The organism is Jonesia quinghaiensis DSM 15701 (genome assembly GCF_000423205.1).
In the GTDB taxonomy this organism is placed as follows: domain Bacteria; phylum Actinomycetota; class Actinomycetes; order Actinomycetales; family Cellulomonadaceae; genus Jonesia; species Jonesia quinghaiensis.
In genome coordinates this window covers 246,937-261,774 of sequence record NZ_AUHN01000004.1, presented here as the reverse complement: position 1 = coordinate 261,774, position 14,838 = coordinate 246,937, and the positions used below count along the sequence as shown (strand labels likewise).

General features: G+C 59.8%; 7 protein-coding genes. 5 read left to right on the top strand and 2 right to left on the bottom strand.

What is annotated here, in order from left to right:
- The first annotated feature begins 160 nt into the window (after positions 1 to 160).
- Genes G538_RS14440 through G538_RS0101200 form a run of 5 tightly spaced genes read left to right on the top strand, consistent with a single transcriptional unit; the run spans position 161 to position 6,470 of the window.
- Entirely contained in the window at positions 161 to 919 is a 759-nt protein-coding gene (locus G538_RS14440) for an ATP-binding cassette domain-containing protein (protein ID WP_035832739.1), read from the top strand.
- Positions 916 to 1,743 carry an ABC transporter ATP-binding protein gene (locus G538_RS14435; RefSeq protein WP_035832738.1) on the top strand — a complete coding sequence of 276 codons (828 nt, stop codon included), beginning with the start codon at positions 916 to 918 and terminating at the stop codon, positions 1,741 to 1,743. Before G538_RS14440 ends, G538_RS14435 begins: the two co-directional genes overlap by 4 nt.
- The gene (locus G538_RS0101210) at positions 1,740 to 3,098 is read left to right on the top strand and encodes an MFS transporter (protein ID WP_051196433.1); all 1,359 of its coding nucleotides are present in this window, start codon (positions 1,740 to 1,742) and stop codon (positions 3,096 to 3,098) included. The genes G538_RS14435 and G538_RS0101210 overlap by 4 nt, the downstream gene beginning before the upstream one ends.
- 26 nt (positions 3,099 to 3,124) lie before the next feature.
- Positions 3,125 to 4,672, top strand: a complete 1,548-nt coding sequence (locus G538_RS14430) for an ABC transporter substrate-binding protein (RefSeq protein WP_035832737.1) — start codon at positions 3,125 to 3,127, stop codon at positions 4,670 to 4,672.
- 25 nt (positions 4,673 to 4,697) lie between these two features.
- The gene (locus G538_RS0101200; RefSeq protein ID WP_051196432.1) at positions 4,698 to 6,470 is read left to right on the top strand and encodes an ABC transporter permease subunit; all 1,773 of its coding nucleotides are present in this window, start codon (positions 4,698 to 4,700) and stop codon (positions 6,468 to 6,470) included.
- A 212-nt stretch (positions 6,471 to 6,682) separates the two neighbouring features.
- On the opposite strand, the gene G538_RS0101195 is transcribed toward G538_RS0101200, so the two are convergent.
- Together G538_RS0101195 and G538_RS17145 are read right to left on the bottom strand one after the other, a co-directional pair.
- The gene (locus tag G538_RS0101195) at positions 6,683 to 11,275 is read right to left on the bottom strand and encodes an Ig-like domain repeat protein (RefSeq protein WP_029067876.1); all 4,593 of its coding nucleotides are present in this window, start codon (positions 11,273 to 11,275) and stop codon (positions 6,683 to 6,685) included.
- 88 nt (positions 11,276 to 11,363) lie between these two features.
- Positions 11,364 to 14,636 (bottom strand): Ig-like domain repeat protein, encoded by a 3,273-nt coding sequence (locus G538_RS17145; RefSeq protein ID WP_051196431.1) that lies wholly within the window; start codon positions 14,634 to 14,636, stop codon positions 11,364 to 11,366.
- Positions 14,637 to 14,838: the final 202 nt, after the last annotated feature.

Genomic DNA, 14,838 nt, shown 5'->3' with positions numbered 1-14,838 from the left:
AACGGGCTGATCATGATGTCTTAACTTTAGCACGGGGGAGTGACGCCGTTGGGAGGGCTTGGGGCGAGCGCTTGGATGAGCCCTGCGCCAAGCCTGGGGAGCGATATATCACACACCAGATGAGATTGCTTCTGAGAATCATTATTGATAATTTTCAGGTGTGCCAACCACCCTGACCGTGCAGAACCTCGGCGTCACCATCGACAGAACACCACTTGTCCGCGACGTCACCTTCACCGCGTCCGCAGGGGAACGCATCGCACTCATCGGCGCATCAGGATCCGGCAAATCCCTCACCGCAGCCGCAATCATTGGTGCATCACGCCCACCAGCTCGCGTCCACGGCACCATCACCCTCGACACTGATGCCAACACTCCTCACCAACGCGCAGTGCCACGGTTCGCCGCAGCCTTCCAAGACTCCGCAACCGCACTAAACCCACTGGTCACAGTGGGACGCCAACTCACCCAGCCGATGCTCGCCGCACGTACCGTTACCGCCGCATCGGCCCGAGAAAAAGTGCACCAACTCCTCACGCAACTAGGGTTCGACAACCCCGCCACCATCACCAGCCGTTACCCCGGTGAACTATCAGGCGGTCAACGCCAACGAGCCGCCATCGCGCTCGCGTTACTGTGTGATGCGCCCGTACTTGTCCTCGATGAGGCCACCACCGCCCTTGACGTTGTCACCCAACAAGCAGTTGTGAACGTGGTGGACGAACACGTCCGAGACACCGGCCGCATCCTCCTGTTCATCACTCACGACCTGCCCGTCGCCGCGAACCTGTGCACCCGCATCATCGTGATGGACCACGGGAGAGTGGTGGAAGACCAACCACGCGACCAACTCCTTACCGCCCCACAGCACCCCGCCACCATCAGCCTTGTTGAGCACGCCATGGCAGGTGTCGCATGAGCGCCAACCTTACGGTGCGTGGCGTCACCTACGCCTACCCAGGTCGCAACAGCCACACCTCTTTGGTGTTAAACGATGTGTCATTCACGGCCGCCCCCGGTGAACGGGTTGCGATCGTTGGGCGTTCAGGTGCCGGAAAATCCACGCTGCTCCGCATCATGTTGGCTCTTCTGAGCCCAAGTGCAGGGGCGGTGGAACTGGACGGAAAACCAGTGTTCGCCGGGTCGCAACGCACTACCCGCTGGTACCGCCAAGCGGTGCAGTACGTTCCACAAGACCCAGCGGTGAGCCTTGACCCACGCATGAGCGCAGGGCGACTCATCGCCGAACCACTGCGCCGGCTGGGTGCCCTGCCTTCAACTGACACCGGCTCGCGCCGCGCTCAACGTCATGCGGAACGTGAGCGCGTGATCTGGGCTTTGCGTGCGGTGGGTTTGGATGAGGGTTTTTTGACTGCGCGGCGCGGTGAGCTGTCTGGTGGGCAGGCTCAGCGGGTGGCGATTGCGCGGGCTATCGCTACGCGCCCCCGGTTTTTGCTTGCTGATGAACCGGTCAGTGGGTTGGATGTGCCGTTACGTGACACGGTGTTGACGCTCCTGCAGGATTTGGCGACCACCCACGGCATGGGCATTGTTTTTGTGTCCCACGACCTTAATGCGGTGTACCGGTTGTGTGAGCGGGCGGTGGTGCTTGATGGTGGCCGGGTTGTTGAGGACACAGACGTTGCGTCGTTGCGTCATGCTCCGCAGTCAGCCGAAGGGCAGCGTTTAGCTGCTGCGCTGCCGCAGATGCCTGTGGTGGGTGGCGTGGAGGTGGCGAGGTGAGTTCCACGGTGTCGTCAAAGGTTTCCGATGTGCAGCACACCAGTGCGGGTGACCGCGTTGGTGAGGCACCAACCACGGTTGTTAGTGGGGGTGTAGCAGCGCGTCGCGGGGAGGGGGCTCCTCGGATTTCTCCCACAACGCGGGTGCTGTTGTCCGCGCAGCTGATGTTTAACGTTGGTTTTTACACGGTTGTGCCCTTCATTGCGCTGATTTTGCGCGATGAATTTGCGCTGGCTGGGGTGTGGGTTGGCGTGGTGTTGGGTTTACGCACCTTCGCTCAGCAGGGCATGTTCCTCTTTGGCGGATTGTTGGCTGACCGGTTTGGGCCACGCCGGTTGATTTTGCTGGGTTGCGTGGTGCGCATCATTGGTTTCCTCGGCTTGGCGGTGACAACACATTTCCCGGTGTTCCTTGCTGGGGTGTTGTTGACTGGTTTAGGTGGGGCACTGTTCAGCCCAGCTGTTGAGGCGCTTATTGGGCGCGCGGACAGTGAACAGGCGCGTGCTGGCCGCCGCACCACACTTTTTGCGTCGCTGGCATTTTTTGGGGAGATTGGTGCCGTCCTTGGCCCCTTGTTGGGGGCGTTGCTGCTGCCTGCCGGGTATAGCGTTATCGCGTTGGCTGGCGCTGGGATTTTCACGGTCATTCTTGCCGTGTTGGCGTTGGCTTTGCCGACAACAACAGATGCCGATGCTCGCCCAACGAGCACCAGCACCCCGCAGCGCATCCCACGGTCCCGCCCATTTATCGCGTTTTGCGCGGTGGCGTCGGTGAATCTTCTCGCGTTCAACCAGTTGTATGTGGGAATGCCTGTGATGTTGCGTAACGCTGGTGCCGACGATTCCTGGTTGGGTGTGCTGTTCGCGGTGGTGTCCGCAGTGACCATTGCGGGGCAATTACCGATCGCTGCTGCGATGGGTCGCTTGCCGCGCCCTGCCGCTTTCCGTATCGCTTACGGAACTATCGCTTTAAGTTTTGTGCTTGCCGCAGTGTTTTCTCTCGGTGTGCCCGGTATCGCTCAGGGCAGCATCATGGGGTCACTTCCAGCCGCCGCACCGGCAATAATTACCGCCGTGGTCCTGGTAACCGGGACCATGATGGCCTCCCCGTTGGCACTGTCCACGGTGCCTCTGATCGCTAGCACAACACCAGGGGCAGCTCACTATGGGCTCCTGGCCACGATGGGCGGCATCGCCGTGCTCATCGGGAACACCGCCCTTGGCCCGCTCTACGACCTCGCTTTGACTCCGCAAACCGCCGCTATATTGCCGTGGCTTGCCCTTACCCTCGCAGCGGTTGCCGCCGCGATCACTCTTCCACGCATCGTGCACAAGCACAGCGTGGCCGCCATTTAACACTGATCACAAGAAAGTTCACCGCCATGAATGCACAACCCCTCCGTCACCTTGCCGTGACGGCAACCGCCCTGACCCTCACCTTCGCGCTCAGTGGGTGTTTCTCATCCACCCAAGCAGAAAATGGTGGCACTGACGCCCAAGGCGGCGACCAGCGAGTCAGCATTGCCATGCTCCAACCACCACGTTCCGGCTTGACCCCACTCAGTGACGACGCATTCAAATTGTCCCGGTGGTCTACCGCTGAAACACTCATCGTCCTTGACGAAGCTGGTGACGCTCAACCATCTTTGGCCACCGAATGGCAGCAAACCAGCCCCACCACCTGGGAATTCACCATCCGTGACGGGGTGACCTTCCACGACGGCACCGACCTGACCGCCGAACAAGTCGCGGCCTCATTGACTGCTGCCACTGAAGCGAACCCCAAGCCACGCATCCTTGACGGTGTTGACATGAGTGTTGAGGTGCAAGACAACACGGTCACCATCACCACCGGCACCGAAGATCCCCTCATCCCACAACGCCTCTCCAGCCCACAGCTCGCGATCCTCGCCGCCTCCGCTTACGGAGAAGATGGCGTTGTGAACCCTGTTGGTACAGGTACTGGGCCTTTTGAACTTGTTGACGTTGACGGCACCACCGCCGCAACCCTCAACCGGTATGACGGGTACTGGGGTGAAAAAGCCAAAGCATCAGGCATCGACGTCACCTACGTGCCAGACGGCACCGCACGCGCCGCCGCCCTGCGCACCGGCACCGCCGACATCGTTGAAGCGATCCCCGTGGGCCAAGCAGCCAGCATCGATGAAAACCTCATCTACGAGGTTCCCATGCCACGCACCAACACCCTGTACCTCAACACCGAATCAGGCCCCTTCAAAGACCCAGCAGTGCGGGCAGCAGCACAAGCCGCCGTTGACCGGGCAACCATTGTTGGCACCGTGTACGAAGACCGCGCCGACATAGCCGAAGGTCTCCTTGGCCCAGCACTACCGTGGGCAGCCGAAGAACGCACCACCGAGGAATACCAAGACGCCCGCACCCCCATCGCCACACCAGAAGAAGTCGACGGCGTAAAAATCACGCTCGGCACCTTCACCGACCGTGCAGAACTGCCCGAAGTTGCTGTCCAACTGGAACAACAACTCGAAGCCGCCGGGTTTGACGTCACCCAAGACGTCCGCGAATACCAGTACATCGAAGCTGATGCCCTCGATGGCGCGTTTGATGCGTTCATCCTGTCCCGCGCAACAGTTCTCGACTCCGGTGACCCCGTCGCCTACCTGTACAGCGACTTCTCCTGCGAAGGCTCATTCAACATCTCCCAGTTCTGCAACGACGATGTTGACGCAGCCCTCGCCACCGCAGCAGCAACCCCAGCAGGCCCAGAACGCCGCGCCGCCATCATGGAAGCTGAAGCACTCATCCTCGCAAACAACGCAGCCATCCCGATGCTCCACGAACGTGTCATCCAAGGGGAACTACCCGGCACCGATGGCGCGGCCCGCGACCCACGTGAACGTACCCTCGTAACCTCAAACACCAACGTCACCGGTGAGACGGCCAAATAACGCCAACGAATAACACCAGCACACCATGACATCACGCACACAAACCGCCGCGCTGACCGCCGCCTCACGTATTGGGGCGGTGGCAGCGGTGGTGGCCCTCATCGGGATGCTGCCTTGGCTATCCGGGCGGTCAGCCGAATACACCATTTTGCGGGCCCGCTACGCTGACCGGGAAGCAACCCCGGAAGCACTCGCCGCCGTCCGTGCCGAACTCGGTTTAGACCGCGGTCCACTGCCCATATTTGGTGACTGGCTCAGCGGTATCCTTCAGGGCGACGCCGGGAACTCATGGATCACCAACACCCCAGTGCTACCAGGCACCCTCAGTGCATTAGGGGTGTCACTCACACTCATGGGCTTCGCCGTCGTGTGCGCGTTAACCATTGCGCTGGCGTTATGTATCCCCGCGATCCGTGCTGGTGTGCGCGGGGAGCCACGCCGCGAGTCAGGTGCCCTCGCGGCAGCGTTCACCGCGCTACCTGAATTCCTCCTCGCAGCGATACTCCTCATCATCGGTTCCATCTGGTTAGGGTGGTTCCCGCCCTACGGGTGGAACAGCATCAACAATGCTGTACTGCCAGCACTTGCTTTAGGTATTCCAGGGGGCGGGCTCATCGGGCGGCTCACCTCCGAAGCGTTGACCGCCGCTTTCCAAGAGGACTGGGTACGCACCTGGCGCATGGCCCAATTTCCGCGCCACACCATCGCATTCGCGGCATTTCGGCGAGCATTACCCTCAGTGATCAGCCAAATCGGTCTGGTCATCATCGGTATAACCGGAGGGGCAGTAGCCGTCGAACAAGTGTTCGCGATCCCTGGGCTGGGGCGTGCCACCCTTGGTGCGGCAGCCGCCCAAGACATCCCCACCCTGCAGGCAGGGATCCTTGCGCTCCTGGTCATCGCAGTGGTGGTGGGGGTACTAGCAGCAGGCATCCGTGCGCTGCTCTTAGGTCCAGCGTTACGACTCAACACGGTGCCCGCCGTGCCGATACCGCACCGCACCACCCGGCGTGACCTGATCGCCCCAGTTGCTGCGGCATCGGTACTCATCCTCATCACCAGTGTGGGGTTGTTCCGCAACCCCTACTTGTCCACGTACTCACGGCTACAACCACCCTCATGGGCACTGCCCTTTGGGGCCGACGCCTCTGGCCGTGACCTGCTCGCACGTGTCGCACACGGCACCCTCACCACCGTCGGCACGGCGCTCGCTGTGGTCGGTGTGTGCCTCATCATTGGGTTGCTGGTGGGGTTGGTCCCCCGGTTATCAACCGGGTTCATCGAGGTCACCAACGCCGCACCTCCCATCATTGCTGGGCTCATTGTTGCTGCGATCTCTGGACCATCAACTATTGGCGCGGCCATCGCAGTGGCCCTGGTCAGTTGGGCGCCACTTGCCGCACACACGGCGGCACTGATTTCAGAAACCCGCGCACAACCACACATCGCAGTATTGCCGACCTTAGGTGTGGGGCGGGCACGTACCTTGTGGGCGTACCTGCTGCCCTCGGTTCTTCCCACAGTGTTGCGGCACGCGATGTTGCGTTTGCCAGGCATCGCGTTGGCGTTGGCTGCCTTGGGGTTCCTTGGTTTGGGGCCACAGCAACCCACCCCCGAGTGGGGTTTGATTCTTGCTGAAGGCATTGATTATGTGGAGCGCGGACCGTGGGCTGTGCTTGCCCCTGCGAGCGCACTTGTTGCGGTGTCAGTGTTGGCGGTGTCGTTGTCTGGGTTGTCGATTCGCCGCCGTTCAACGCGCAACAGCGTTAGCGACGCCGTGAACGCTTCTGCCCCCTAACATGCCGAGATCCTAGATCTCGGCATGAGATCCCTGGCATGGGCAAGGATGTCGATGCGAGATCTAGGATCTCGGGCGGGGGAACGTTTGGTGGGGGAATGTTTTGCGGGGGGATGTTTTGCGGGGGTGAGGTTTGGGTTGGGCTGGAAAGGGGGCACCGGAGTGAAAATCCCGATGCCCCCTGCCAGTTATTTCCCGATGCGCCCCGCCAGCTACTTCACGCTCAGTTTGACGGTTTTCGCCTCCGATCCAGCAGCAGTGGCTGACCCATCAAAGGTCACCTTCACGGTGTAGGAGCCGCGCGGTAACGCCTTCAATGTGGCGGTGGCTTTTGAACCGCGCACCGTCACCTTCTGGGACGCAACCTGCTTTTTGCCCTGGTACACGCGCACTGTTGCTTTCCCACTGACCGTGGCCTTTGGTGAAGCCTTCACCGTGATAGCGACTTTCGCTTTGTCGCGGGGGGTCACCTTCTTTGTGGTGACCTTCGCTTTGGTGGTGGTTGTTGCTTTCACCGTCACCGAGGTCGACCCTGTTGATGGTTTCACGGTGGAAGTCCCGGCGTACGCAGCGGTCACCGTGTGCTTACCGATGCCCTTGAACTGTGGCAGCTTCACGGCGGCTTTACCGCGCTTCAACGTCGCTGACGTGGAGTGAACCTTCTTCCCACGGGCATCTTTCACTGTGACAGTGACTTTGCCAGTGACATCAGCGTTTTTCGCAGTGACTGACACGTTCGCAACCACCCGATCCTTGGTGGTGGGTGCTTTCGGTGTCAGTGTCACCTTCGTGGTTGACGTAGCCAGTGCTTTCTTTTCGACACTCACCACAACTGGTGCGGAACTACCAGCAGCCAGCACGTACTGTGACGCCGCTGGGGGAGTGAACACGGCGACCACAGGGTATGAGCCTTCACGCAGGTCATTGACCTTCACGGACGCAACACCCTGAGCGTTCACTGTTGCTGTGCCAAGGGTTAGCGCACCGGAGCGGAACTCCACCACACCACCAGTAACAGTGCCCTGATCCTTTGTCGTCACCGAAGCTGTCAACGTTGTTGACGCCCCCACTGTGATGGTTTTCGGTGACGCACTTACTGTCACCGTGGGCGCCACGCGCCCATCAACAACCGCCACAGCATCAGAACGTGACGTGGTGGAACCAAACCCAGGTGCAGTTGCGGTGACCTGCACGCTCAACGCGGCACCAGCATCGGCCAACGATGGGGTGAACGAGGACCCAGTGGCGCCCTCAATCTCCTCATCACCAAGGAACCACTGGTACGTCACCTCAGCATCAGCAGGGTCAGTAACCACCGCAGCCTCAACGGCGCTGCCAGCAACAGCGCTGCCCGTAATGGACACCAACGGCACGCCAACAACACGGTCCAACGTCACCGTGTACGAGCGGGTGTCACCCGTTGGGGCGGTCACCGTGACCGTTGCGACGTCCCCGTCCACCTCAGTGGTGACCGAGGCGGCCGAATCCAGTGGCACACCCACAACGGCAGGTGCTGAACCGCGCGCCACAGCGGTGTACTCCAGCGTGTCAGGGGTGAACCCCTCCACGTCCACGCCACCCACAGACAACCGAGCCAACTCGGTGTAAGCAGACGCAGCCGGTTGCGGAGACTCAATCAGAGACTCAGAAACCACCATGTGGGTGTTGTCGCGGGCCGTCATCACAAACCGCACAGCATCGGTGTACACGGTGTCGAAATCGACCCCAAACTCAGGGTCGTTGATGTTCGCTGCACTGCCCACGCTCACCCAGGTTTGGGTGCCTGGGGTGCGCACCTGAACAGTGACCGACACCGGCCATGAGAGGGAACTTCCATCACGGTAGAACACTTGACCTGCCCCGCTCACCAACTGGGCTGAGGGGAACGTGTACGTCAACGTGTCTGTGGCGTTTTTGGTCCCAGACCTCCAGTTCGACCATGCCTTGTCAGCCAGGTTGCCGTTGATGGTGCCAGCAACGCTGTAGCCAGGTTCAGTGAATGACGCGCTCGCGGTGCTTTGCGTGGCGATGTTGATGCTGCCGTCTGCTGGTGCCACAATGACGGCCAGTTTCGCGGTGATTTCTTTGCTGCCGGTGTCGGCGGCTGAGATAGTTCCGGTGACCGGGTAGTGCCCTGGCTCAGCCAGTTGCTCATCGGTGATGCCGGTGAAGTCCCAGGTCACAGGTAGGGGGAACCTGCTTTCGCCGAGACCAACTTGAACGGGTGCTGTGGTTGGTGCTTGAGCGGCCAGTAGGGCGCGTGGTGTTCCTGCGGTGACGGTCACTGATACTGGGTCAGCGATGGTGACTGCACCAACTTCAACGATTGCTCGCACACCTGTGATGACGTTTCCGTAGACGTCCACCCCGGACCCGAGGACGGTGACGGTGCCTGGGCGGTCCCATACCCCGTCAGGTGTGTTCCAGGTGATGGGTGTTGCCACACCTTCGCCCCACGTGTAGGTGGGGGTGACAGTGGTGGGTAGGGTTGGTGTAACACCCACGGCAGTGCGGACAGTTACGTCTTTGACGGTGGGGGTTGCGCTGATTTCGCGGAACGTCCACCGTTGGTTTGCGCCGCCGTTTGACCCGTAAATACCGACCGATGTGCCATCAGCTGAGGATTGTCCGGCTACATCCAGCGACGATGCGGTGGCGCCATTGACCATGCTCCATGTGGACCCGTCGAGGGTGGTGAGGTACCAGGTGGTGTTGGGTGACGCCGATGCTTCCTCAAGTGTTCCGCCGGTGAAAGAGGTTCCTGCTGAGGTTGCGGAGAGGAACCGCCCGTTCGCTTCGTTTTCGAGGACGAAGGAACGCCGGTTGCTTGGTGCAGCGTTACTGGTGGTTTCGTGCATGGTCCACAGCTGGTTTTTCACACTGTCGCTGCTGGTGCTTGGTGAGGTGATGGTGAGTTTGCCATCACCTGATTGGGTGAGCATTTTGCTGCTTTGCACACCTTGTACTTGGTAGGTTGCGCCGTCAATCAGAGGGTTTGCCTCATCAGCAACACCAGACACCCCATCAACGTCAAAGGTGGTCACTGATCGGGCTGGCACGGTCAGCGTTGCGGTACCCGATTTTTTGCTGATCTGGACGGTGTCGCCCTTCACTAGTGCGGTGCTGGTGTCATTGACGTCTGCTGCTTGCGTGGTGACATAGGGGGTGACCGATGCGCTTGAGGTGATCTCAGCAAAGTTCGCGAGATCAATTTCCACCGTGCGGTCGGAATTGCTGGAGTTGGTGTAAATGATGCTTGCACCAGAACCATCAGCGTCAACCGCAGCGGTTGCGTTTGCGTGACCAGCCTCAATGATGCGGTCACCAGCGGTGATGAAGTGCATGAAGTTGCGCATCGTGTCGAACTTAGAGTTCGTCACAATGTGACAGTCCTCTACGGTGCTTGCTTGCTTACTGTTCGCCAACGCATCGTTAACGCGGCGCAGAGATTTAAACCCAACGGCGTCCTGCTCGCTGGGCAGAACGCTGCCATCGGCGCCAATCCACTCACAGTCGAAGTCAATGAACACCGAACCCCAGTTCAGGTTCTCCCCACGCGGGGTGGGTTGCTCCATGTTGTAGTAGTCCTCAACTTCTTGCCACAACACGTACGCGTCAGGTTGCAGTTTCCGCAGATCATCGGTGATTTTTTGGGCTAACCCAAGGCCGCCACTGATAGCAACAGGGTCAAATGCCCCGCCTACGAAGTCGCCGCCAGTTTCAGACATCCACAATGGTTTGCCGGCAGCAAGCGCATAGTCACGCGACTGCAAACTGCCGCCGTCCCAGTAGGTGTGAACGTTGAGTTGCCCCACCTTGTCGCGGGTGGCTTGGTCGTACTTAGCCCACGCGTTGTTGAAATTTTGGGGGTTGGTTTCGTCGTTCGCTGACACCACAGCGTCACTGGTGGATTTCTGCAGTTCAGCGTTCAACAGGTTGATCAATGACTGCTGCTGTCCAGCACCAGTTCCAGGGCAAATCTGTGCACCTTCTTGAGGTTTTTTCGTGGCATTAGTGAACGGGGTGATCCCATCCGCTAACCGCCCTGACGGTGTGGACCAATACCCGGTGCACGGCTCATTGAACGGGGTGACGGTCTGAAACGACACGTCATACTCATCTTCAAGGTGCTCCACCACCTTCGTGAGGTACGTGGCGAACTTCGCTGGCGCATCGTGCGAAGTTAACACCTGTTCCGTGGAGGAATTAGCCCCACCAGAGGAATACCCAGACACCGTGAGGAACCACGGTGGTGAGTTCGCGAACCCCTCCAACACGAGGTCGTCACGTTCTTTGGCGAGCTTCTCCAGCCACCAACGCTGGGTGGCGTCTTGAGTCCAGTCATAGTGATCAGGATTATTCGGGTCCCACGCCTGAGCAAGGTTGAGGTGGTCGGCGTAGTTTGTGGTGACATCACCGTAAAGGCTGCTCTCCTCAGTGGAGGTATCAGCCGCCCAGAACCCATCAACGGCAGCGCCTTGTCGGAAATAGTTCCCCACATCCGATGCGCGCCCACCACCAATGTTGTAGCGGGCCACGTTCATGTTCAGCCCTTCGGCACCAAACACGAGGTCATACAGTTCGGTGCGTAGTTCCTCTGGGTAATCCCCAGTGGCGTTAGCAAACCACACTAATGAGTTACCCCACCCCTGAAAGGGTGCCCCGGCGTGTGCGGGTTGTGGGGTGATGGTGGTGTCAGGGGCTGCCTGTGCGGGTAGCCCGGCTGTTGCAACGAGCCCGGAGGCGAGCATCGTGCCCGCTGCAACTGTTGCGATAACGCGGTGTGTTCGTGAGCGATGAGCCACGAGGTGTACCGTTCCTTCCGTGAGGGTGCGCGCCGTCGCGCACCGTGGGGGTGTTACAGGGCGATGCCCCAGGTAGGCGGGGTGTTGCTTACTTGGGTTTCGCTGCGGAGCGGGCAACAACCTTGATGGTTGTCACCTTGGAGGTCTTCTTTGCGAGGGTGTTTGACCCGGCGAATACCACCTTGAGGCGGTGGTTTCCGGTGCGGGAGAGTTTCACCGTGGCGGTGTCTTTCCCTTTGTCGCGGGCGGTGAGAGTGCCAGTGGCGATGACCTTGTTGCCGTCGAGCACTTTCCAACGCCCGGTGGGTTGAGCCACGCCCTTAGCGGAGACCTTCACGGTGAGGCGTACTGGTTTGTTCGCCTGTACACGGGTGGGTTTCGCCGTCAAGGTGACCTTGGGTGTTGCCTTTGTGATAGTCACCCGGACGGTAGAGGATTTCGATGCTTTGTGATGCGCCGGCTTGGTGGGTGTAAACGTGGCCCGCAACGTGTGTTTACCGACCGCAAAGGTCGCTGGAACTTTCCACGTAGCTGTGCCACTGCTGCCCACTCGTAGTGTCGCCACCGTTTTTGCACCATCAGTGATGGCAACTTTCCCGGCAACCGGTTTCGCCCCGCGCGGTGCAGTAACTTTCACCGTGGCGGTAGGGCGTGACGACGCCCCATACACGGCGGTGGCTTTATTCACACGCAGCGTTGTTGTTGTGGCAGCAGCAGGAACATCGGGCTCAGGATCTGGGTCCGGTTCGGGGTCTGGTGGCACAGTAACTTGCGCTGCACCATAAACCTGAGCTTCAACGATCCCCGCCGCCCACGGGGCGGCGTTACCGTTGTGGTCATTAATGACTGATGCCACCTCAATAGCAACGTACCGGTATGTTCCAGCCAGCGCGTCACTGGTGAACCCCACTGTTTTGTTCCCTGTGCGATCCGCTAGATCCACCCAGCTCACACCATCAACGGAGCCACGCACCGTGTAGGTGGCATACGTTTCAGACCCATTCCACTGACGCCAACTCAGATCAACCCGGCTGAGTTCGTGGTTCTCCTCTAAGTCCACCGTCCAGGTAAACGGCACACTCGTGGGCGCAAAATACGCTGAACTATCCCCGGTGAGAGTGGTGTTCTGGTTGTCCCCATCATTAGCGCGTGATGCCGGTGATCCGCTCAGTTCACTGCTCGCCGAAGCAGGCTTACCTTGCGAGAGCAGCGGGAACTCAGGGTAAGAAAGCCCACCCGTCTGGGCATCAAGCCGCCAACCCGGCCGGTAGTCCAAAGCCATCTGCACACCGTCTCTGCCCGTCGTGATATCCATGGGCAACCACACGTAAGTGGACGACCCCAACTTCTTAGGGTCCCACCGGTCACCCATGTACACGTACGAGGTTTTCCCCGCCGAATCGGTCAGCGTCATGATGTTCGTTGGTTGGCTCTTAAAGGAGGTGTTGTTACCAACCAAGTACTGCTGAGACCAACCATCGGGATCATCAAGATCTTGGGTGTACGCAAACCGGGACTGGTTGGGGTACCACCCCGACTGCCCGGAGGTGACAATCACATAGTGGTCATCCACCTTTGCCACAGCGGGCGCTTCGCGGTGCCCGCCCACAAACGCCTGGTACGAGTTACGCCAATCAACATCCTCATAAGAATCATTAAGCGGGTAAATGCGCATGTTCTCGTGGTCCTGCGCGGAGAACAAATACCCCTTAGCGGTGTCTGGGTCAATAAACACCGTGAAGTCCCGCGACCCATAACCCCACTTGCTGTCACCACCGGTGTACGTTGGGTCAGCCTCATCCGTTGACACCTCACCCACACCGGGGCGGAAATGCTTGATGAAGGTGTAATCACCGTCAATGGTGTCGCTCACCGCCACCATCAGGTGGGACGCCGCATAATCTTGCCTGCGCTCCCAGTGGCCCCACAACACAAACTTCTTTGTGGTGGCGTTGTATACCAGTTTGGGGCGTTCCACCTTGGAGTCGGCCAGGTCTGGGTGGGAGGACTGCGTCAAAATGTCGTTGACGAAATCCCAGTTCAACAGGTCTTGTGAACGGTACAAGCGAACAGAGCGGAACAGAGCCGAGTCGTGTTCTTTGTTTTCGCCAACCCAGTAATACCAGCCCTCATGTTCAAGGAACCCGCCCCCGTGCGCCTGGATTTTTTCCCCGCGCGTATCGAACCAGGGTTGCCCTACTGGCACATCGGTGTAGCCCTCCTCGGGTAGCTCAGTGATTGTGTAGGTAGCTGATATTTCCCCTGAGACGATGCCGTTGCGCGCTGCGACCGCACGCACCGTCGTGTCTTGGGCCACCACAAACGGCCCCGTGTAGCGGGTGCCACTCAGCACGCCGGGGGTTGAACCATCCGTTGTGTAAAAAACGGCGGCACCTTCAGGCGCTGTGAGTGTGACTTCACGCGGGGCAGCATAAACATCCCCAGCAGGGGAAATCGTTGGCGCATCGACGGTGGGGGTGCTGGTATCAACGTCCACCACCCCCGCAGACACAGCCAGCCACGCAATGACTGGGGCTTCGGTGCCTGCTGTGCGCGCCATGGACGCTGTCACACTGCCTGCCACCTGCTGGGTAAATGACCCAGACATCACAGCGGTGCGGGCACCGGCTGCGGAGCTGACCGTCGCGGGGGACCCTACCTGAGTTACCTCACCATCAGCGGTTGTCACCGACAACGCCATCGTCCGCGGCCCAGACCACCACTCTGTGACCCCAACGGTGATGGTGTAGTCGCCAGCTTCTAGGTCTGGCAGCAGGTAAGACAGGGCCGCACTGGAGTTGTTTTTCCCGTAGTGACCGCTGGTTGCTTTGTCGGCCCGCGCGCCGGCAGGTGTGGGGCGGGTTCCGTCATAGCCGGCATCGGCCAGGTACCCCCAGCCCGATGCGGTACTGCGCGCATCGGGAGTGGTGTTCTTGAGCGACATACCGTCTAACGCCGACACAGCGTTGTGTGCCGGGGAAGTTGTAGCGCCAGCATCCACAAAATACAGCAGATCAGAGGGGACGACCTCAACAAACGCTGTTGTTTCGATGGTTCCCTCAACAAGTCCAGGGACCTGAAATGTTCGATAGTGCTGGTCAAAATCAAGATCTTGTAGATGCCATTCCACCGCAGCGTCCCGGGTTGCCCCAGAATCGGTGGTGACCTGGACGGTGTCGGGTAATTCTGGGTCTTGGCCAGCATAGGTGGCAGCCCACACGGTGTCTGTGGCACGGACGGGGGTATTGAGAGTGAGGGGTTGTGCAGCGGCGGGCGGGGCAGTGAGCCCTGCTGCGCATAGCCCAAGCACCACTGTGGTGCTGAGCGCTCGTCGGGGAGGGGCGGGTGACGTCGTTGTCATCGGATGTGTCTCTTTCTTCTCAACGCTGAGCAGAAACCTCACATGTTTACGTCAACATGATCGTGTATGAGGGTTTCATGTGCGCTGGGTCACGTCAAGAGCGTGAAGCGAAATGAGTGGGGGAAAAATGTTTACGTCAACATCCGATAGCGGTCCCAGCCGGTTGAATCTGCACATACCGCCACAGCGTATTCTGGGAGCC